17 protein-coding genes are annotated in these 20412 nt (G+C 66.5%); 7 read left to right on the top strand and 10 right to left on the bottom strand.

Going from position 1 to position 20412, the window contains the following annotated elements; all coding sequences use genetic code 11:
- Positions 1-185: 185 nt before the first annotated feature.
- From HNV26_RS08480 to HNV26_RS08450, 7 genes are all read right to left on the bottom strand, one after another.
- A protein-coding gene (locus HNV26_RS08480) for an IS5 family transposase (protein ID WP_366816814.1) occupies positions 186-961 on the bottom strand; the annotation gives its coding sequence in 2 pieces (ribosomal slippage) (positions 186-610 and positions 610-961; 777 coding nt in all).
- 307 nt (positions 962-1268) lie between these two features.
- Entirely contained in the window at positions 1269-2375 is a 1107-nt protein-coding gene (locus HNV26_RS08475) for a DNA methyltransferase (protein WP_171441221.1), read from the bottom strand.
- A 37-nt stretch (positions 2376-2412) separates the two neighbouring features.
- Positions 2413-3174, bottom strand: coding sequence for an SIR2 family NAD-dependent protein deacylase (locus HNV26_RS08470; protein WP_171441222.1), 762 nt, complete (start codon positions 3172-3174; stop codon positions 2413-2415).
- 107 nt (positions 3175-3281) lie between these two features.
- The gene (locus HNV26_RS08465; RefSeq protein ID WP_171441223.1) at positions 3282-4430 is read right to left on the bottom strand and encodes a ParA family protein; all 1149 of its coding nucleotides are present in this window, start codon (positions 4428-4430) and stop codon (positions 3282-3284) included.
- Between the two features lie 534 nt (positions 4431-4964).
- Complete coding sequence (locus HNV26_RS08460) at positions 4965-5144, bottom strand: hypothetical protein (RefSeq protein ID WP_171441224.1); 180 nt, start codon at positions 5142-5144, stop codon at positions 4965-4967.
- 546 nt (positions 5145-5690) lie between these two features.
- Positions 5691-6821, bottom strand: a complete 1131-nt coding sequence (locus tag HNV26_RS08455; protein ID WP_171441225.1) for a hypothetical protein — start codon at positions 6819-6821, stop codon at positions 5691-5693.
- Complete coding sequence (locus HNV26_RS08450; protein WP_171441226.1) at positions 6821-8677, bottom strand: HSP90 family protein; 1857 nt, start codon at positions 8675-8677, stop codon at positions 6821-6823. Before HNV26_RS08450 ends, HNV26_RS08455 begins: the two co-directional genes overlap by 1 nt.
- 186 nt (positions 8678-8863) lie before the next feature.
- Between HNV26_RS08450 and HNV26_RS08445 the strand changes: the two genes are divergently transcribed.
- From HNV26_RS08445 to HNV26_RS08435, 3 genes are all read left to right on the top strand, one after another.
- Positions 8864-9703 carry a metal-dependent hydrolase gene (locus HNV26_RS08445; RefSeq protein WP_171441227.1) on the top strand — a complete coding sequence of 280 codons (840 nt, stop codon included), beginning with the start codon at positions 8864-8866 and terminating at the stop codon, positions 9701-9703.
- A 97-nt stretch (positions 9704-9800) separates the two neighbouring features.
- Positions 9801-11246 carry an LETM1/MDM38 family protein gene (locus HNV26_RS08440; protein ID WP_253816356.1) on the top strand — a complete coding sequence of 482 codons (1446 nt, stop codon included), beginning with the start codon at positions 9801-9803 and terminating at the stop codon, positions 11244-11246.
- Between the two features lie 145 nt (positions 11247-11391).
- Positions 11392-13569: an FUSC family protein gene (locus tag HNV26_RS08435; RefSeq protein WP_171441228.1), complete on the top strand. Its 2178-nt coding sequence runs from the start codon at positions 11392-11394 to the stop codon at positions 13567-13569.
- On the opposite strand, the gene HNV26_RS08430 is transcribed toward HNV26_RS08435, so the two are convergent.
- A complete protein-coding gene (locus HNV26_RS08430) occupies positions 13523-15118 on the bottom strand; it encodes a HEAT repeat domain-containing protein (protein WP_171441229.1) in 1596 nt (531 codons plus the stop codon). The two genes, HNV26_RS08435 and HNV26_RS08430, sit on opposite strands and share 47 nt — an antisense overlap.
- Before the next feature lie 103 nt (positions 15119-15221).
- Between HNV26_RS08430 and HNV26_RS08425 the strand changes: the two genes are divergently transcribed.
- Genes HNV26_RS08425 through rsmB form a run of 4 tightly spaced genes read left to right on the top strand, consistent with a single transcriptional unit; the run spans position 15222 to position 19033 of the window.
- Positions 15222-15803: a sensor histidine kinase family protein gene (locus tag HNV26_RS08425; RefSeq protein ID WP_253816355.1), complete on the top strand. Its 582-nt coding sequence runs from the start codon at positions 15222-15224 to the stop codon at positions 15801-15803.
- 29 nt (positions 15804-15832) lie between these two features.
- A complete protein-coding gene (fmt, locus tag HNV26_RS08420; protein WP_171441230.1) occupies positions 15833-16771 on the top strand; it encodes a methionyl-tRNA formyltransferase in 939 nt (312 codons plus the stop codon).
- 22 nt (positions 16772-16793) lie between these two features.
- The gene (locus HNV26_RS08415) at positions 16794-17720 is read left to right on the top strand and encodes a type II 3-dehydroquinate dehydratase (RefSeq protein WP_171441231.1); all 927 of its coding nucleotides are present in this window, start codon (positions 16794-16796) and stop codon (positions 17718-17720) included.
- A complete protein-coding gene (gene rsmB, locus HNV26_RS08410; RefSeq protein ID WP_171441232.1) occupies positions 17717-19033 on the top strand; it encodes a 16S rRNA (cytosine(967)-C(5))-methyltransferase RsmB in 1317 nt (438 codons plus the stop codon). Before HNV26_RS08415 ends, rsmB begins: the two co-directional genes overlap by 4 nt.
- 3 nt (positions 19034-19036) lie before the next feature.
- On the opposite strand, the gene HNV26_RS08405 is transcribed toward rsmB, so the two are convergent.
- Together HNV26_RS08405 and HNV26_RS08400 are read right to left on the bottom strand one after the other, a co-directional pair.
- Positions 19037-19945 (bottom strand): LysR family transcriptional regulator, encoded by a 909-nt coding sequence (locus HNV26_RS08405; protein WP_171441233.1) that lies wholly within the window; start codon positions 19943-19945, stop codon positions 19037-19039.
- Between the two features lie 136 nt (positions 19946-20081).
- Positions 20082-20390 (bottom strand): hypothetical protein, encoded by a 309-nt coding sequence (locus tag HNV26_RS08400; RefSeq protein WP_171441234.1) that lies wholly within the window; start codon positions 20388-20390, stop codon positions 20082-20084.
- Positions 20391-20412: the final 22 nt, after the last annotated feature.

The raw sequence follows: 20412 nt of genomic DNA, 5'->3' as shown, positions 1-20412 counted from the left end.
CCCGCGAGCACCTGGTTGCGCGCCAGCAGCTTCGCGAACCGGTCCGTCCCGTTGCGCGTTTGACGAAGTTGATGTCGACCACGCTTGGCGTGGAGTCGATGTGGTAAGCGCCTCATTTCTTAGAACAAGTCGGAATAGGTGGTGGTCTCGGCTATTCGACTGAGCGCCTTTGTCTAGAGGTGATCTCAGAATTGCCTCAAGAGGATGAGGATGCAGCCGAGGTGGCGGAAGCCGAGGAAGTTCTCCACCTTCACCTCGTAGCGGGTGACGAGACGACGGAAGTTCTGAAGCCAAGCGATAAGCCGCTCCACCTTCCAGCGGCGGCGATATCGACGCAACTCACGTTCATCCTGAGTCTTCGTCTTGCGCCCTCGACGGTGCGGGGCAATCAGCTTCACTCCCCGCTGGTGCCACAGTCGCTCGTCGAGTTTGTCAGCGTCATAGGCCTTGTCGCCGATGAGCCGCTCGGGAAGCTCGTCGATGAGGCTCTCGTCGAGCGTAGCTTCGAGGAGCTTGGTTTCGTGGGGAGAAGCGCTTGCCGCGCAAATGGCGAGAGGAAGACCAGCGCCGTCTGCAGTTGCCATGACCTTCGTCCCTTTGCCCCGCTTCGTTTTCCCGACGCAGGGCCCCCTTTTTTCGCCGAGGCGAAGTACGCGTCGACGAAGCCTTCCTCCAGGTCGGATCCTCCGCGCTCTTTGAGGTCCAGGGCCAAGGCTCGCAGGACGGCGCGGAAGGTACCGTCCCTTACCCAGCCCTGAAACCAGCGGTGGACCGTTTTGTAGGGCGGATACTTCTCCCGCGGCAGCTCGCTCCATTGGGCCCCGGTGCGCAGAATCCACAGGATGCCGTCCCACAGCGCCCGTGAGGGCGTGGGCGTTCGCCCAGGCCGGTCCTCTCGCTTCAGCTTCCTCGCGGGGAGTAGCGGCTCAATCAGGCTCCACTGTTCATCAGTCAGGTCCACCGGTCAGCTTCGAACATGGCCATCCCCTCCATGTCGATCAGCGGCCTGTTCACCGCCCCCTTGCCTGCTCGCCCAATTCTGAGACCACTTGTAGTCTCAGCGCTCCGATTCGGAAGCAAGAACACTGTCGAGCAACCTTTGCTTGCCGCAAGTGTGCTCGGAACTGATTCTCTAGATGGTTGTGACTTCAGAGATTGATGTTTATGTCATCCAGGCGCAATGCAGGGAAGAACTACGCGGCTTGGTGAAGTGTCGCCGGGAATTTCGACGGGTTACGGTCGCCCAGCGACACCACGCTTGTCTGGATTTATTTGGATGGCATTCTTTGGAAGACAAGTACATGTTCTGTTTTCGTCCCGCGATAGTCTCTGCGAGAGCGCCTTATGTCGGGAATAGTGTCGCGGACTGCTTCGATGAGTGAAAATGCTTTTTGATTGTTTACCATCTCGAGAAAGAGAGACGAGGGGTGGCTTGTGATGCGTTTTCGCGTGATCGTTTCGCCAATGATTAGAATCAGGTGCCCTCGTGTCTTGAGGGATTCTGCCGCGCGGTCCAGTAGGCACTTCATCATGCGCTGAAATGAGGCACGCCTATCAGTTGGCTCTGGGAAGTAACTGTCGACGCTGTTGTCGAGAAACCAAAGGCGCAGCCGATTGTCCCTCTTGTAGTCGAGCGCATTCATGTAGGGCGGGCTGGTTATGATTACGTCTGTATTGGTGGGGATAGATAAGTTTTCAATCCGGCTTCGCCGGACGAGTGTGGTGGTGGGCTCACCAGGAGACATCATTCTTGCAAATGCGCGTTGGATTTTTGCTTTTAGTCTTGGATGTAGTTGCCGTGGCTTGTACATCTCCGGGAATTCATCTGGTGGAAAGTTTTTGTTTCGAAGATAGGGGACAAGGTGACTGCTTGGATAGGATAGAAAACCGGGGCGCTGGTGGTGCAATATCCCAAGAAAGCAAGCCAGTAGAAATGTCTCTTTTTTTGCAATGCACTCGTTTGCAAAACGAATTGCGTCGCGCAGGGTTTGTGGATGGAAAAACTGCCTGACCCAAGCAGGAACCTGCCGCAAGTCTGGAGGAGGCCGCGATAATGCGAGCGTTAATGTTCGATCGAGCGCCTTCAGAGCTAGAGCTTCGGTTGAAGGCGGAGCTAGTTTTGCCTTTGTGAGCACATAGGCATAGAGGCTCTCGTCTGTGGCAAGGGCTGCTCGGCCCTGCAGCATAGCCTCCAGAGGAACTGTTCCGGAGCCGCAGAATGGGTCGACTACTAGCTCACCAGGATTAGAGTATTTGAGAATGAGGTCTCTAGCGATGCGTGGCTTGAGCTTTCCGATGTATGGCGAGAGTTGATGGAGTGAAGAGTCTTGGTTTGTAGAGCGCTTAGCCCAGGCGGAAGGAGCTTTCTTGAACATCGCGCGAACAGGAGTTTCTGAGGGTGCCGGATTCATATTACCAGTTAAGCGTGTTTCTAAGTGTCGCGCGCTCAGTTTCCACGAGATTCTTGAGTTCTGAAATGCCCGTTGCTAGTTCGGCATGGTTGAGTGCAGGATCGTAACATATGGTTCGTAGGTTCATGCTTTCTTCAAGCACCTCCAAAACTGGTGGGACGGGTGAACCAGATGGCATTACCATGAAGTGGGGGCGCGTCCCTCCATAGCGGTATGCGTAATCCTCTAAGATAAGTCGGAGGTCCGGATCTCTCATTGATGCCCCCAAGAACACAAACGTGTGTGTCATGAAGAGGGCTTCCAGGGCGCGATAGAAGTGTCGATGAGTAATTCTTGCGCTGGCGTAATCAGTTCGGGTGAAGATGGTTTTGTCTGGGGTGTCGATGGTCCCATGGATTTTTAGGACACATCGTTGCTGGCGACGAAGCGTGTCTGCTAAGTCAGAGTCATAGTAATTTTTGACGAGAATGTCTCCATGCAACATTGTATTGGCCTCCATTTCGTATATCTTGTCGAAATTTGTCGTGATTACTATTCTTGAGTCAATTCCGACAATGTCCTTGTGTATCGGAGCGGGTTTGAATCGCTTCTCTGCAAAGTGACGAAGTAGTTCGCCTTTGAAGACGTCTGGGCGAAGTGCTTTACGGGCGATCTCGCATGCAGTCAGTAGGTCCCCTTCGCCAATGCACTGTTCTACTGCTGTCCGCTTATCTCCCGTGGGTAGGCTTCCTGCCAAGCTCTGTAGGAATTCATCCCAGTTCATCGGGCGTTCCCCTCGGTCGTTGCTTGCGTTCTTGGAGACGCCCGCCCCTAAGAACAGCACGGAACGTCGTCGAGCTATGTCACTAACCAAGTCTTCGGGCCAAGAAATCATTGATTCTTCACCTGGTTTGATTGGACTTTTCTAAGGTTGCGGAGCATTGAGTCGGATAGTTCGGAGATGAAGGTTTGGTAGTCTGTCTGTTGGCCGAATTGTCCACCTGACAGGCCATCCTTTCCAGTCAGACCATCTATCGGTGCATGTGCGGTTTGGGCAAGTGGCACCAAGCTGAACATGTGTGGAACATCGCCAAGTCGAAGGTCTTTGTTGGAGAGCCCCAATGCAGTGAGAGGGCCGAGTCGTTCGGTTATTCTGCCTGGAATTGACTTGAGTATCTCTTCGTATGCTCCTGTTGCCCGTCGCTCTTTTCGAATGGTCTTTGTTATGTATTGCTGAACGGTGTATCCAATGAATCTACACATGCTTGCTTCGCTCTTTTTTATTTCATAGTGCATCATTGCCTCTCTGTGTCGCTTGTTGCATTGACTTAGTCCTTGTGTGTAGACGTCCTGCCAGTCACGCAGCCATGCTGCGATGTTGTTGATGCCAATGAGGCTGAAAATGTCGCAACCCATAGGGGCGAGGAAAAAATCAACTCCGACTAAGACCGCGCGATTGAGGGCTCCAAGGCTTGGGCCGACGTCGTATACGATAAGGTCGTATTTGCCCTGAAGATGTCGAAGAAGTTGTGTGTTCCAGTTTGTGACGCGGGCTCCTCCAAGGTCGCCGCTAATGAGAGAGCTCCAGTTCTGACTGAGCTTGTCCTCAAGAAGGGCGATTTCTGGGTGTCCGGGCAGTAAGTCGATGCCAAATCGATTTGTTTTTGCGTCGACCATCGAGAATCTTGTCTTGAGCGTGGCTTCGCCTGCGACGATTGGGGACAGAACATCTTTGAGTGTGTCGACTTCGTATTTGAATTCGTTCGCCTCTATTTTTCCGCTTTCGTATAGTGTTTCTGTTTGGCTGTCGGAAAGAATGAGTTGGGTTGCGTTGCACTGAGGATCTGCGTCAACAAGGAGGACTCGAAGGTTGTTCTTTCGTGCGAGCTGCGATGCTATGTTGCAGGCGAGAGTGGTTTTCCCAACTCCGCCCTTGTTATTGAAGAAGCAGAGGCTCCAGCTGGATGAGGTGTCGGGTTTTATTTGCATGGGAAGATGCGTCTGTGGGGGTGATGGGGAATATTTTTTTGTCTGGGGCATGTACTCTAATGCTTGGTTCGTGCCTGAGGCAATGCTGTGTCTGTCAGTGGCTGGAATCAGGGCGGTCCGCTCTTGGTTGCGGAGGAGTATGTGTGCGGAGGGAAGGGGTGTTTTCGTGGAGGCGTGATTGACCCCCCACCCCGGGGACGTTGCGGCAGGTGATTGTCCCAGCCTTCCGTTGGAGCATGTTGTGCCAGCAAATTATTGCTGGTTGAATAGGACGCGTCGGTCGGAGTTGTCGCCTGATCTGAGAGACGGAGCGCGTGGCGTCCAGGTATCGTGACGGCGGCAACTTCTCGGTCGTTCGGAGCGGTTCGGCCATTGGAAGACGGTCTACAATCGGTTCCACCGCTGGGTGAAGATCGGGCGCTGGGAAGCCATCTTCAAGGCGCTGCGGCTCGAGTTGGATGAGCTTGGCTCCCTCGCTGACGCATTGGTCGTCCGGGCGCATCAGGACGACGCGGGAGGAGAAGGGGGATCCGAAGCAATGCTTTGGGGCGTTCTCAAGGAGGCTTTCAACGAAAGTTCACGCCGTCACAACGACGGAGGTAAGCCGCTCCACGTTGCGCTGACGCCCGGCAGCAGCACGAGTCCACGATGGCCGAAGAACTTCTGGTACACGCCGAAGGCGACGCCTTCATCGCGGATACGGGCAATGACGCCGACCGCATTCGCGCCAACGTCCGGAAACTCGGGAGGAAACCTGTCATCCATTCAAACCCGAGCCGCAAGAGAGCGCTGCCTTTAGACCGTCGCCTGTACCGGCTGCGCTACCGGGTGAAGTGCTTTCCACGACCTCGAGCGCTTTCGGGCTGCTGCCACTCGCTCTGACAAGACGGCGACCAGCTACCTCGCCGTCCTGCACGTCGCATCCATGCTTCTTTGGCTGCGCTAATTAGGAGCAGCCCCTAATGCTGCTGTCATTGGTGGGCGAATGCGGCGTGGGCATCGTCCCGGGCGCGTTTGCACAAAAGTGCGGCTAGCGGCATCGTCTTTCTGGGCTTCAGCCGCCTGTAGTCGTCGCCCCGCGCTCAGATGGGTAGTTCCGTCGCACGCAAAGCGGTGCGCGGATGCTTCCATTAGGATGGGCTGTCGGCCTAAAGCTCTGATGTCAACCCCATCAAAACTGTGGTGGGTTGGTCTGGAACGCCAGTTGCGTATGCCTATTCTATGATGTCTATGCAGTGGTGGGGCGCATCGGCTTCCATGCGAGCATTGTCGCTGTATTTTTATTGATGCCTGAGTTTTTGCTTGACGTGGCTATTGGTCGCGTTTCTCAATGGGGAAGGGACGGACTTCCCCCGCGAGCACCTGGTTGCGCGCCAGCAGCTTCGCGAACCGGTCCGTCCCGTTGCGCGTGTCGAAGCGGTTCGCGATGTCCCGGGCCTGCCCCAGCGTCCAGGCGTGCAGGGCCCGGACGTCGTAGCCGCCATCCGCCTGGTGGTTGGGGAACGTCTTGGGCAGCCGCAGGCTCACCACGTCCCTGTCTCCAGCGGCCAGCACCCGCTCCAGCAGGAAGGCGGCGGCGGCGTAGAAGGTGAAGCGGTCCCGGTAGCTGGGGTGGTCCAGCGCCCAGCCCAGGTGCTTCTCCAGCAGCGTCAGCCCGCGTGACAGGTTGTCCGTCAGGGCGAGGAACTCCATGTGCTCGCCCACGGTGGAGAGGAACTCGCGGTTCTTCGTCACCATGGCGTAGCCGCGGCGGTGGATTTCGCGCGCGTGCTCCAGCTCCCCCAGCTTGAACAGCGGGTAGAGCACCGTGCCCAGCGTCAGGTGCGGAATCTCCGCGCAGGACTTGCGGCCGTCCAGGATGGGCTTCGCCTTGCGCAGCACCTGCTGCCATTCGCCCTTGTCGGCGTGGTGGTCCAGTTCGTCGTCCAGCTCACACACGCGGCAGTCGGTGAGGTGGTCGCGGCGCGTCTCCAGCCACGCGTTCCACAGTCGCTCCACCTCCTCGGCGGCGTCACCCATCTCCCGCGCGGCCTGGTAGCGCATCTTCAGCACCGCGCGCACTCCGGAGTCCGTGGCCTTGAAGCACTGCTCCACGTCGTCCAGCGCGTCCTGAATCTGCTTACGGGTGATGTGAGGGAACTCCTTGATGCGCCCCACCACCCACTTCTGCTTCCAGAACATCTCCTCCGGGTCGAAGCGCTTCGGGTCCTTCTTCTGCTGTCCGCGGCACCACGCGAAGGCCACCAGCGCCTTGTCCGGGAAGCCGCCGAAGGTCGCCGCGTCGATGAGGGCATCCCGCATGCGGTAGCCCATGCCCACGTCCTTGTGCGTGTCCGCCAGGCGCACGGCCTCTTCCAGGAGCCGCACCTTGCTCTCGCCGTCCGCCAGGCCGTCCGCCTGGGCGAAGAGCGACTCCACCTGCTCGCGCCAGTCACCGCTCATCAGTGCAGCCCCCGGGGACCCGCGCCGCCGCTGCCTTCGCCGCCGCGCCCGCCATCCCCGCCCAGTTGCGCGGAGATGAGGCCCAACAGGCCCTGGTTCAGCAGCACCATCTCCTGTGCGTTCAACGGATGGTGTCCCAGGAGCAGCGCTTGCACGTAGAGCATCTCCACCGACAGCTTCAGCATGTCCCGGTCCGCCACGGCCGCCAGCCGCCGCACCACCGGGTTGTGGAGGTTGAAGCACAGCTGCGCCGGCTCGCTGCCCGAGGCCGCCATGACGCTGTCGAGCACACCGGCGTACAGGTCATCCGACTCCTCGCGGGCCCGCTCGGCGTCGCGCCGGAACGCGCCCTCCGCGTCCGAGCTGTAGAGCGTGGGCACCTCCGCCGGGTAGAACTTCTTCACCACCGCGCCGCAGCGGAACGGCGCCAGCACGCTCTCCGCCATGCGCAGCAGCGGGAAGGTGGCCTCGCGCTCGTCCAGGGTGAGCTCGTCGAAGCTCTGCGGCAGGTCCGCGGAGGAGAAGGGCTCCACCTGCACGTCCGGCACCGCGTGCGGCAGCTTCTCCAGCAGGGACGTGTCGTGCGTGTATGCCGCGTTGATGATGCACAGGCCCTGGGCTCCGGCCACCTGGGCAATCTGCCGGAAGCCGTCCAGCGTGGACGTGTAGCGCACCACGGGGTGCGCGCGCCGGTAGTCCGCCAGCGTCATCATCCCCATCGACGTCTCGAAGGGCAGCCAGTGGATGATGAGGCGGTAGAAGTCGTCGTCATCCAGCGCCAGCGCCTTCACGCTCAGCCCGTGCAGGGCAATCAGCCGCTGGAGCGCGCGCGGGTCCTCACGCGCCAGCTCCATCAGGTAGCCGCGCAGGGACTGCCCCAGGGACTCGCGCGCCGCGGCCAGCGCGTCGTCCTCGTAGAAGGACTCCCGGCTGGCGGTGGGCCGCAGCGCGTTGGCGTTCACCACGCACTTCACGAAGAAGGCCCAGTCCGGCAGCAGGTTCTCCGCGCTCTCCGACAGCAGCATGTGCTTGAGGTACACGCGGTGCTTCTGCCGTGAGTTGAAGTGCGGCGACGCGGGCAGCACGTAGGCCACCCCGTCCACGTCTCCCGCGGTGGAGCGCAGGGGGATGCAGTCGACGAAGTCCGTGTCGAACAGCTCGCGCCCGTAGGCGAGCAGCGCCTTGCGCCGCTCGGAGGCGCTGTCGTACTCGCGGCGCCAGGGGGCGCCGGAGGTGTCCAGCCGCTCGGTGCCCTGGCCGGTGGTGAGGTGGATGGGGAAGGGCAGCAGGCCGCCGTAGTGGCTGGCGAGGTTTCGCAGCCGCGTGGCGGTGAACCAGTGCGCCATGTCCGGGCGGGCCACCAGGAACACCTGGGTGCCGGGCTGGGCGAGCGGGTGCTCGGAGGCCCGCACGGCGTACGTGCCGTCATGCCGGCCCCGCCACTCCAACGTGCGCCCATCGCCGCGCGCCGAGCGCGTCACCACCAGCAGCTCGTCACACACCATGAAGCAGGACAGCAGGCCGATGCCGAACTGGCCGATGAAGTCGTTGCGGCGGGCCTCCAGGGCCTCGCGCTTGGAGGACTCACCGATGGTGGCCAGGAAACGGTGGATTTCGTCCTCGGTCAGCCCCACGCCGTCGTCGGTGAAGAGCAGGGTGGGCGGGCTGCCGTCCTGCTTCTCCATCAGCTCCAGCCGGACGGTGCCCGCGTGGCCGGGCTCCAGGAGCTGGCGGGCGCGGATGGCATCGGTCGCGTTCTGGAGCAGCTCGCGTACGTAGACGCCCGGGGAGCTGTACAGGTGGTGAGACAGGAGGTCGATGACCCCGCGGAGGCTGACTTGAAATCGGTGGTCCACGTGCCGCCGACGTTAGCGCACGCCCCCCGTCGTATCGACAGCCGAATCGAGCTTGAGACGCGGCGCGCGCTTGGGCATCCATGGCAGGCCCTTGAATGGCCGCCCGGTCAGTGTCAGGTGGCAATCCGGCCGTGGGGGGCGTGTCACCCCGGTGGCGGCAGGTCTTCACCTCGAAAGCAGGAGTGAATGGATATGCGGACGAAGCTCATGGCAGTGGTTGCGGGCGCGGCAATGGCCTTCGGCGGAACGGCAGCGGCGCAGGGCACCTCGGCGCCCGGCAAGGCCGCGGCCACCAAGGCCCCGGCGGCGGCCTCCCGCGGCAAGACGGAGGTGACGTGGTGGGGGCACGCGGCCTTCGTGATTCGCAGCCCGGGCGGCGCGGTGATTGCCATCGACCCCTGGCTCTCCAACCCCAAGGCCCCGAAGGGCGCCGCGCAGCCGGAGGCGCTGGACGCCATCCTCCTCACCCACGGCCACTTCGACCACGTGGGCGAGGCCAAGGCGCTGGCCGAGAAGACGGGCGCCAGGGTCTATGGCTCCTTCGAGCTCATCAACCTGCTGGGGCTTCCGGAGGCCCAGGCCGTGGGCGCCAACGCGGGCGGCACCTTCCAGGTGAAGGATGTCACGTTCCACCTGGTGGAGGCGGTCCACTCCAGCAGCTACGCCGCGGACCCGAAGTCGCCGGCGCAGTACGCGGGCGCGCCCCTGGGCTACGTGCTGGAAATCGACAAGGGCCCCACGCTGTACCACGCGGGTGACACCGGACCCTTCGAGGGTATGTCGCTCATCGCCACCCAGTTCAAGCCCACCGTGGCCCTGCTCCCCATTGGCGGCCACTTCACCATGGGCCCCGCGGAGGCGGCCCAGGCGGTGCGGCTCCTGAAGGTCAAGAGCGTGATTCCCATGCACTACGGCACCTTCCCGCTGCTCCAGGGCACACCGGACGCGCTGACCGGCGAGCTGAAGAAGCTGCGCAACACGGCCAAGGTGGTGGTCCCGGAGCCCGGCGCGACGACCGCGCTGTAGGCACCGGGCGCGGAGGGCTGGGTCCGGTAGAAGCGGCGATTCTGCGCCCGCTGACTTCCGGGCCTTGACCCTGTCCCGTGGCCGAGTGGAAACCAGAATGCCCCTGGGTTACATCCCGCTCCTCGCGCCGCGCACGGGCCTTGCCTGGCGCTCCAGGGGTGTTCCGGTGTTGGACTTCACCAAGGCGGGGTGGCTCTTGCCGCTCCTGACGGAGACGGTCGCCTTCGAGGCGGGCGCGCCGGCTCCGTCCGCGCCGCCGCTGGGCTCCGGGCGGGCCCGGGCCCGCGCGTACCTGCGGCGGACGCTGCGCGCCAGTGGCCTGCTGTACGGCACGCCCGCGGACGCACCCTCCGCGGCGGACGTGGCGCAGCCCACCGAGCTCCAGGCGCGCGTGCTGGAGGACCAGCTCTTCCACGCCGTGGTGCGGACGCTGGCGCTGATGGCGCTGGAGCTGGGCCGGCTCGTGGGGGCTCCAGCGGCCGTTCGCACCGAGCATCTCCTGGTGCTCTTCGCGGTGCTCACGGGCGAGTTGGAGCTGGCGGAGGCGGTGGACGCGGCGATTGCCTCGGGGCGTCCGGTCTCCCGGCGGCTGACGGCGAAGGTGGAAGCGTCGCTGGTGAAGCGCTCGCCCGTGCTGGCGGGGGACCCGGTGTACGGGCTGGTGCTGCACAACGGCGCGCAATACGCGGATGCGCAGCTGTTCTGCCGGCAGGCCATTGACTACTTCTCGCGCGGCACGCTGCACCGCGAGCGGGCGCAGCGGCGGCTGGACTTCGCGGCGCGGCAGAAGGCGCTGCTGGTGGACGTGTTGACGGGGCTTGCGTGCGTGGACCGGGTGCCGGGCCTGCCCGCGCGCCGCGCCATCCTGCGGCAGGTGGAGTCCCTGCGACTGCCGGCGGCGATGACGTCCGAGCTCAAGGCCGCGGTGAAGCAGTCCTTCGCGCGCCGCCGCCCAGTGCGGGACGTGGTGCGCCAGGTGCGCAGCGTGGACGTGCGCCACTTCCTGCTGGAGCAGACGTTGCTGGCGGCGCTGGTGGATGGCCGCAAGACGCGGCGCGAGCGCGTCTTCATCCGCGAGCTGGCGCAGGCGCTCCAGGTCCCGGACGCGGAGCTGCACCGGCTGGAGCTGGAGATGGCGGAGTTCTACGCCCGCCACCGCGCCATCGTGGACGTCTTCACGGTGTCGGACGCCGCGGGCGCCATGGGCGAGGACCTGGTGGCCGGCATCCAGGAGGCGCTGGAGAAGAACTTCTACCGGCTGATGCAGGAGGTCCGCGAGACGGGCGACCTGGCGGTGCTGCTGACGAAGGCGGCCCGGCGTCAGGCGCTCACGGGCGACGAGCGCCGGCGCATGCGCGCGCAGCTCGTCGACGTGGCCAAGGCGATTCCCGCGCTGGCCATCTTCGCGGCGCCCGGCGGCATCCTGCTGCTCGCGGCGTTGGGGAAGGTGCTGCCTTTCAGCCTGCTGCCCAGCGCCTTCCAGGAGGCCGCGCCCGTCGAGGACGACCTCGAGGGCGTGGGCCCGGAGCGAGAGGCTGGCTGACGGCCGCTCGCCCTCCATCCATCCGGTGGAACGGGGCCGGCCGCGTTCACGCCTGGACACCACCTTCGTGGGGTGGCTCCACGGAAGCGTCGATGCGCGCGCGGACCTGTGACATAGGACGGAGTGGTTTGGGATTGCTCGCGCGATGAGTCCGCTCCGTCATCACCTCCAGGCCTTCCTCCGCGTGGAGCCGGGCCGTCCCGCGTATGGCGCGGGGTTGCGCGCCGCGCTCGCGGTGGGGGGCCCCATGGCCGTCGCGGCCCTGCTGCACCTCCCCGCGGCTACGTGGGTCGGTATGGCCGCGCTCTTCGTTGCCCTGGTGGACCGGGGCGGGCCCTACAGGGACCGCGCGCTCGCCCTGGGCGCCATGACGCTCCTGGGCTCCGGGGTGGGCCTGGCCGCGGCGCTGCATCTGCCCGCGTGGGCCGCCGTCATCGCCACGCTGTTCTGGGTGACGGCGTGTGGCTTCGCCCGCTCGTATGGGGACACGCCCGGGCTGATGGGCGTGGTGCTCGCCAACTACTTCGTGGTGTCGCTCGCGCTCCCCGCCAAGGACGTGGCTGACGCACTGCTGCGCTCCGGCTTGTTCCTGGTGGGCGGCGCGTGGGCCATGTTCCTCGCGCTGATGCTGTGGCCGCTGGTGCCCTACCGGCCCGCGCGCCTGACCATCGCGCGGTGCTACGACGCGCTGGCGGACCACGCGGAAGAGGTGGGGCGCTGGCCGCTCGAAGGGGCGGCGTCCGCCGCCGCGGGTGTCCTGCCGGAGGCGCCCTGGCAGGCCCGCATGCGTCAGCTCATCGAACAGGCGCACACCGTGCTGGCCTCCACGCGCATGGGCCGGGCGGGGGAGAGCGGCCGGGGCGAACAGCTGCTGGTGTTGGCCGAAGGCGCGGATTCGATGATGGTGACGCTCATCGCGCTGACGGAGATGCTGGAGGTGGCGCCCGCCGTGCCCCGTTATCACGCGCTCCGAGCGGAGGTGCAGCGCGCGCTGGCGGAACTGGCAGCGGACCTGCGCCGCGTCCGGTTTGCCCTGGAGAAGGGGACGGAGGTGAGCGCCCAGCCGGTGTGGAACGCCGAGCGGGTGAAGCGGGCCCTGGCGGCGCTGGACACGACGGGCGACGTGCCGGAGCCGGTGCGCGCCGGCTATCAATACGTGCACACGCTGCTGGACCGCCTGCGAGACTATTCCCACGCGACGGTGGAGGTGGCGGCGCGGCTGGAGGGCCGCGCGCCCGTGCCGGACGCCCTGGCGCTGCCCGCGCGGCGGGTGGAGGCGGCGCCGCGGCAGGCCCTCCTGGAGCCGCTGCGGGAGAATCTCAACGTCCGCTCCGTCATCTTCCGTCACGCGCTGCGGCTGGGCGTCGCGGCCGCGCTGGCCACCGCGCTCGTTGGGGCGCTGGGACTGAATCACGGCTACTGGGTCATCATCACCGTCACCGTCGTCCTGCAGCCCTACGCGGGCCTCACGTTCCAGCGGAGCCTGCAGCGCATCGCGGGCACGCTGCTGGGCGCGGCGCTGGCCGCGGGGCTGGTGGCGGTGGTGCGGGAGCCGGCCATCATCCTGCTGGCCATCGGGGTGCTGTTCGCGGTGGCGATGAGCATCCAGCCGCTCAGCCTGTCCGCGTTCCAGGTGCTGCTGACTCCGGCCCTGGTGCTGCTGGCGGAGCTCCAGTCCGGGAACTGGGAGCTGGCCGGGGTGCGCATCGTCAACACGCTGCTGGGAGGGCTGATTGTGCTGACGGTGACGCGGCTCTTGTGGCCCAGCCCGGAGCACCTGCGCCTGCCGGAGCAGGTGGCCTTCGCGTTGCGCGCGGACCGCGAATACCTGATGGCGGTGGCCGCCGCGCACTCGGACGCGGAGCCCGCGGTGCGCGAGGCCCGGCGGAAGATAGGTCTGGCGCTGCTGGCGGCGGAGGCGTCCTTCCAGCGGCTGCTGAGCGAGTGGAGCGGACCCGCCAAGGACCTGGAGCCGGTGATGGCGCTGCTCGTCTACGCGCGGCGCTTCACGTCGGCGGTGACGACGCTGGCCGCCAGCCGCGCGGACCCGGAGTCCCCCCGGGAGCTCTCCGAGGTGGTGCGCTTCGCCGGGGGCGTGTTGGACGAGCTGGCGGCGGCCATGGAGCAGCAACGCCGGCCCGCGCCCCTGCCCGCCTCGGTTCCAACGGGTGGGGCGGATGCGCTGTCGCGCGCGCACGTGGAGCGGCTCGTGCGACAGCTCACCGTGCTGCACCACGCGGCGGAGCGCGTCCCGCCGCTGCGGGGCAGGGAGGGCCTCAGGGCCGGTCGAGCGTCGTCACCAGGCGCCGCAGGTCCTCGTTGACGCTGACGAACCGGGTGTTGCCCTGCTCGTCCGCGAGCTGCTTTCGCATCGTGGGCAGGGACGCTTCGCGCAGCTTCTTCGCGGCGTCTTGCGAGCCTTCCACCAGCCAGCCCACCGCGAGGACGAGCGCGAGACGGGCCTCGGTGTCGCGCTCTCCCAGCCGCGAGGCCAGCGCGCCCGCGTGCTCGGCCGAGCCCGAACGGCCGACCTCCAGCGCCGCGCGCTCCAGCATCCGCGGCTCCGCCTTCTCCATGCGCTGCACCCAGCAGCCCGCGTTGCCCGCGCACGCCTGCGCGGCCTCCAGCAGCTTGGACTGGCCCGTAATCTGGTCCGCGCGCTGCTTGCCCAGCGCGGCCGCGTCATCGCAGCCTTCGTCCTCCGCCTGCTTGCAGTCCGCCGCCGTCCGCGCCGGCTCGGCCGCGGCGAGCCTCTGCAGCAAGGGCAGCTCGCGCGCGTCGCCCAGCATGGCGATGCCCTTCACCGCCAACTCGCGCGCGTACCAGTCTCCGGTGCCCGCGGCCTTCTCCAGCGCGGGCAGCGCGTCGCGTCCGCCCAGGCGCACCAGGGCGCTCACGTAGGAATCCCTCACGGTGGCGTCCGTCTCCGACACGAGCCCGGCCAGCGGCTTCACCGCCTCCTGTGTGCGCATGCGCGCCAGCGCGTCCGCGGCCTGCATCCGCACCAGCGCCTGAATCTGCGGGTCCGTGTTGGTGAAGGCCAGCTGCTTCAACAGCGTGGCCACCGCCCGCTTCTCCCGCAGGTCGCCCAGCACCGTCGCCGCCTTCATCGCGTAGCTGGCGGGGTTGACGCCGTTCGACCGCGCCCACTTCAGCAGGTCCGCGTCCTGGCCCTCCAACGCCTGCAGCAGCGCGTCCGCCGCGGGCGCGCCCAGTTGGTACAGCGCGAAGGAACTCTCCACGTAGAAGGACTTGCCCTTGCGCTCCTTGGTCAGCATCCGCACCAGCGCGGGCGCCGCGCGGCCATCACCGATGTCCCCCAGGGCCTCGATGGCCTTCTTGTTGAGGAAGGGCTCCACGGTGTCGTCCGTGGCCAGGGTGATGAGCGGCTCCACCGCTTCCTTCGCCTTCATGTCGCCCAGCACCTGCACCGCCTCGATGCGCGTGTAGTTGTCCTTCGCGCGCAGCAGCGGCACCAGCGCGGGGATGGCGCGGCGGTCACCAATGGCCCCCAGCGTCGCGACGATGGCCTTGTTCGCCAACTGCGCGGGCATGTCGCCCGCCGCCGGGTCCAGGGCCTTCGTCAGCGGTTCCACCGAAGAGGCATGCTTCAAGTCTCCCAACGCGCGGGCCAGCGCGGCGCGCACCTCCGGCTTGCGCTCGGTGTCGAGCTGCCCGTGGAGCATGGGCAGGAAGCGCTCGTCCATCTTCCCGGACGCACGCATGGCCTCCACCATGCGGATGCGGTCCTCCGCTCTGCGGCTCTGCTGAATGCCTGACTCCCAGTACTCCGGGGTCGCTGGGTCCCCCTTGCACCCAGCCAACATCAGGAACGAGAGCGCAATACACAACGCGGTCAGAGAGCGGGCCATGCGGTCTCCATTGCGTCTGCGAGGTTGTCCTGTCTTCCGTGTAAACCTCGCGCGAGGAAGGAAGCAAACCGCCCCAGGCACCTGGGGTACGCTGGTCAACGACATGTCCGATGGCAATCAAAAGACGGTGCGCCCGAGCCACGTCCGCCGGACGTACATCCTGGACCGGCCTTTCCAGCTCAAATACATCCTGCTGCTGGCGGGGATTGGTGCCGGCGGCATCCTCGTGTTCGGGCTGTTGGCGCACCGCGTCCACGTGTCGTCCACGGCCCTGGGGCTGGACGGCGGGCAGACGCTGCTGTGGCTGACGGCGGTGGGCGCGCTGGGCACGGCGGTGGCGATGGGCCTCTTCGGCCTCGTCTTCACCCACCGGGTGGCGGGCCCCGTCCATGTCATGAGCCTGTATGTGGCGGCGCTGGCGGCCGGCCGCTATCCCCGGATGCGACCGCTGCGGCGCGGGGACGAGCTCAAGCAGTTCTTCGACCGCTTCACCGAAGCAGTGACGCGCATCCGGGAGCGTGAGGCGGATGAGGCCTACGCGCTGGAGACCGTGCTGGAGGCCCTGCGACCTGTGGCCACCACGCCCGAGGCCCTGGAGGCGCTGGGCACCCTGAGCGCCCTGCACACGCGTAAACGTCAGGCGGTGGACACTCCCACCGGGAGCACCTTCAAGTCCGTGGCCTGAGTCGCCCGGCGCAGGAGAAGCGCAACACCATGAGCAGACCCCGCATCGTTTTCATGGGCACCCCCGAGTTCGCGGTGTCCTCACTGGCCGCCTGCTTCGAGCTGGGAGACGTGGTGGCCGTCGTCACCCAACCCGACAAGCCGAAGGGCCGCGGCAACACGGTGACGGCGCCGCCGGTGAAGGAGCTGGCCCTGTCGCGCGGCGTGCCCGTGCTCCAGCCCACCAAGCTGCGCACGCCGCCCTTCGCGGAGGAGCTGCGCCAGTACGCGCCCGACGTCTGCGTGGTGACGGCCTATGGCCGCATCCTCCCCAAGGATTTGCTGGAGCTGCCCACCCACGGCTGCGTCAACGTGCACGGCTCGCTGCTGCCGCGCTTCCGGGGCGCCGCGCCCATCCAGTGGGCCATCGCGCATGGCGACACGGAGACGGGGGTGTCGCTGATGGTGATGGATGAAGGATTGGACACCGGTCCGGTGTTGGCGATGAAGCGCATGGCCATTGCCCCGGACGAGACGAGCGCCTCGCTGTACCCGAAGCTGGCCGCGCTGGGCGGCGAGGTGCTGCGCGAGTTCCTGCCGGCCTACCTGAGCGGGGAGCTGAAGCCGGTGCCGCAGCCTTCCGAGGGCATGGTGCTGGCCCCCATCATCGAGAAGGACCAGGGCCGGTTGGATTTCACGAAGCCCGCGGTGGAGCTGGAGCGGCGCCTGCGGGCCTTCACGCCGTGGCCCGGGGCCTTCACCACGCTGGGCGGAAAGCTGCTGAAGGTCCACCGCGCGCAGGCCAGGGGTGGTAGTGGGGCTCCCGGCACGGTGCTGGCGGCCGGCCCGGACGGCATCGAGGTGGCATGCGGCGAAGGCTCGCTGGTGCTGCTGGACCTCCAGCCTGAGGGCAAGCGGGTGATGCGCGCCGCGGACTTCCTGCAGGGGCACAAGCTGGCGCCGGGCAGCCAGCCCTTCGTCGCGGGCTGATGGGAGAACGGGTGATGGCCATATGAGATTGCTGGTACTGCACGGACCCAACCTGAACCTGCTGGGCGTGCGGGATGGCTCGTCCGGCGGGCGGCTGGAGGACCTGGACGCGGCGCTGCACGCGCGGGCGGAGGAGCTGGGGCAGGCGCTGACGGTGGTGCAGTCCAACCACGAAGGTGACCTGCTGGACACGCTCGGCGCGGAGCTGGAGGAGCTGGACGGCATCATCATCAACCCGGCCGGGCTGTTCGGCTCCTATTGCCTCAAGGAGGGGCTGGAGGCCGCCGGGCTGCCCGCCATCGAGGTGCTGCTCAGGCCCCCGGCCCGAGAGTCCGTGGTGGGGGAGGCCTGCGTGCTCCAGATTCACGGCGGGCCCGGCTTCGAGCCCTACCTGCAGGCCCTGGAGACCTTCGGCAGCGGCGTCTTCACGACGGAGAAGCCGGAGTCGAAGAAGGCCCTGGGGAAGAAGAAGGGGAGCAGCCCCAAGGGGGCGGCGAAGGTCACCCCCATCACCGTGCTCGAGCGCGCCGTGCGCAAGGAGGGCTCGTCGGAGACGGCCAGGTCCCTGAGCCGCGCGGTGAAGACGGCGGGGCCCACGAAGACGCTGGGCCGCAAGCTGGCGCCCGTGGAGGACCTGCGCGCGGCCCGTCAGGCGAAGACGCTGGGGCGCGGCGGCGGCAAGGGGCTCACCCCCGCGGCGGACCTGCTCACGCGCGCGCTGGTGCGCCAGAAGATTTCAGACCGGCTTTCGGGACGGCTCTCCGCCGCCGAGCTGGCGGCCTGGGCGCGTTCCCAGTATCAGGCGGTGCAGCGTGGCGCTCCGGCGGAGAATGGCCACCGCGAGCTGCTGGAGGAGAGCCTCCAGCGCCTCACTCTCTCCAACCTGCCCGCGACGCGGCTCTCGGATGAGCAACTCGTGGACCTCTTGACCCGGCTCGACGAAGGATGAACGCCCGCGCACTCGCCATCCAGGTCCTCGCGCGTGTCCGCGCGACGGATGCCTACCTCAACGTCGTATTGGACACGCAGCTGTCCGAGTCGCCGCCGAAGGACCCGCGCGACGCGGCGCTCGTCACCGAGCTGGCCTACGGCGCCACCCGGCGGCAGCTCGCGCTGGACTACGCGATTACCCGCTTCGCCGACCGCAAGCTGGACGCGCTGGAGGACAAGGTGCTGGCGGCCCTCCGCATCGGCGCCTACCAGATATTCCACACCCGCGTGCCGGCCCGCGCCGCGGTGGCGGAGACGGTGCAGGCCCTGAAGGAAGTGGGGCTGACGCGCGCCGCGGGCTTCACCAACGCCATCCTCCGCAAGCTGGCGGCCCTGCCCGCGCCGCCGCTGCCGCCCGCGTCCGACGTGGCGCTGCACCTGTCGGTGCGGGAGAGCCATCCCCAGTGGCTGGTGGAGCGTTGGCTGCGCCAGTTCGGCCGCGAGCGCGCCGAAGCGATGCTGGTGGCCGACAACCAGGCGCCCGCGGTGGTGGTGCGCGCCAACACCGCGAAGGTGACGCGCGACGCGCTGCTCGCCCAGCTCCAGGAGATGGGCGTGGACGCGAAGGCGACCACCGTGTCGCCGGTGGGCATCACGCTGCCGTCCGTGGGCCGCGTGGAGGACGTGTACGGCTACGCGGAGGGCCTGTGGCAGGTGCAGGACGAGGCCGCGCAGCTGGTGGGCGTCTACGGGGCGATTCCGGAGACGGCGCGCGTGCTGGACGCGTGCGCCGCGCCGGGCGGCAAGTCCTGTCACCAGGCGCAGTCCCATGACGTGGTGGCGGTGGACCTCCACGCGCACAAGCTGCGGAAGATTGAAGCGGAGGCCCGGCGCCTGGGCCTGCAGCCGCGATTGAAGGCCTACGCGCACGACGCCGCGGAGCCCTTCCCGGAAGCGTGGGGCGAGTTCCACGCGTTCCTGGTGGATGCGCCGTGTTCGGGGCTGGGCACGCTGCGCCGCCACCCGGAGCTGCGCTACCGCCGCAAGGAGGAGGACATCTCCCGGCTGGCCACGCTCCAGCGGCGCATCCTGGAGAACTGCCAGGAGGCGGTGCCGCCCGGGGGGCTGCTCGTGTACGCGGTGTGCACCATGGAGCCGCAGGAGGGGCAGGACCAGGTGGAGATGTTCCTGCGCAGCCACCCGGAGTGGACGGCCGAGCCACCCGTGCTGCCCGGCCTCAAGCTACCGATGTCCCAGGCGTACCTGCGCACGCTGCCGGGACCGGAGGGCTTCGACGGGTTCTTCGCCGCGCGCCTCCGGAAGCTCTACTGACGCTCAGGCGTTCTCGGTGGGCGGCGGCACGTTGGAGGCGGCCTTGAACGCCTCCAGCACCGCGGCGGACGCGCGGTCCAGGTACTTGCCCTTGCGGATGAGCAGGCCAATGGGGCGCGACACCGGCCCCTCCGCGAAGGGCTTGGCGACGAGGGTGCCGCCCTTCACCTCGCCCTGAGCCGTGGACATGGGGAGGATGGCCACGCCCAGGCCCATCTCCACCGCCCGCTTGATGGTCTCCACGTTGTCCATCTCCATCACCGGGTTGATGTCGATGCTCTTCTCGCGGAAGAGCCGGTCCAGCGCCTTGCGCGTGGGCGCCTCGCGGTCGAACGCGATGAAGGGCACGCCAGACAGCGCGGTGAGGCTCACCTTCTGCTTCGTGGCGAAGGGGTGGTCGGGGGCACAGACGACCGACAGCTTGTCGTCGCGGAAGGGGAGGATGTCCACGCCCGCGCGGGGCTGCGGATAGGCGACGATGCCAATCTCCGCCGCGCCCAGAATCACGTCGTCATACACTTGGTCGTTGCGCCGGTAGTTCAGGCGCATGTTCACCTTGGGGTGCGACTTGAGCAGCTGCTTCTGCACCGAGTTCAGCTCGTGCAGCCCCACCGAGTAGATGGTGGAGACCGTGGTGGTGCCCGCCACCTCGGCGGCCTGCTCGCGAATCTCCTGCTCCACCTCGGCGAAGCGGGCGAGGATTTCCTTGCACCCGCGGAACAGCCGCTCCCCGGCCGGCGTCGGCGTCACCTGGCGCGCGCTGCGCGACAGCAGCTTCTGCTCGTACCGGTTCTCCAGCGCGCGAATCTGCTGGCTCACCGCGGATTGCGTGACGTGGTTGAGCTGCGCGGCGCGGGAGAATGAGCCCGTCTCGACCACGTCGCAGAACATCTTCAAGGATTCGAGCTGCATAAGGTCATCTCCTAACCTCAAATCCAATGATTAGGCCAGAGATAATTAGAATGCCTTTACTTGGCCGCCAAACTACCTAACCCGGCAGGGTGGCCTCCGGCCACTCATCGGACGACAGGAGGATGGCGGATGGGGCTCAGGGCTGCTCGGGCCCCTCGGGTGGGGGCGGCGGACGCGGGCGGAGCAGGACGAAGAGGGAGGCGGCGAGCGCGGTGAGGGCGCCCCCGGCGAGCAGTTGGGTGCGACCGACCTCCCGCGTGGCATCTGTCAACAGCTGGCATTCGGGGCCGGTGAGGCCATCGCAGCTCGGGGCTGCGAAGCTGTTGCTCAGGCCCACGGCGAGCAGGCCCAGGCCGCCCAGGAGGAAGCCGCCCAGCAGGCCCGTCGCCGCGGAGCGGACCAGGGACGGCCGCTGGGGGGAGGAGGGCTCCGGAGAGGAGGGCATGCGGGCTGCTATAGCCGCGAGG

Source organism: Myxococcus xanthus (assembly GCF_013116825.1).
GTDB classification, from domain to species: Bacteria; Myxococcota; Myxococcia; order Myxococcales; family Myxococcaceae; genus Myxococcus; species Myxococcus xanthus_B.
The sequence above is the reverse complement of the archived record's forward strand: the minus strand, read 5'-3'. Positions and strand labels throughout refer to the sequence as shown.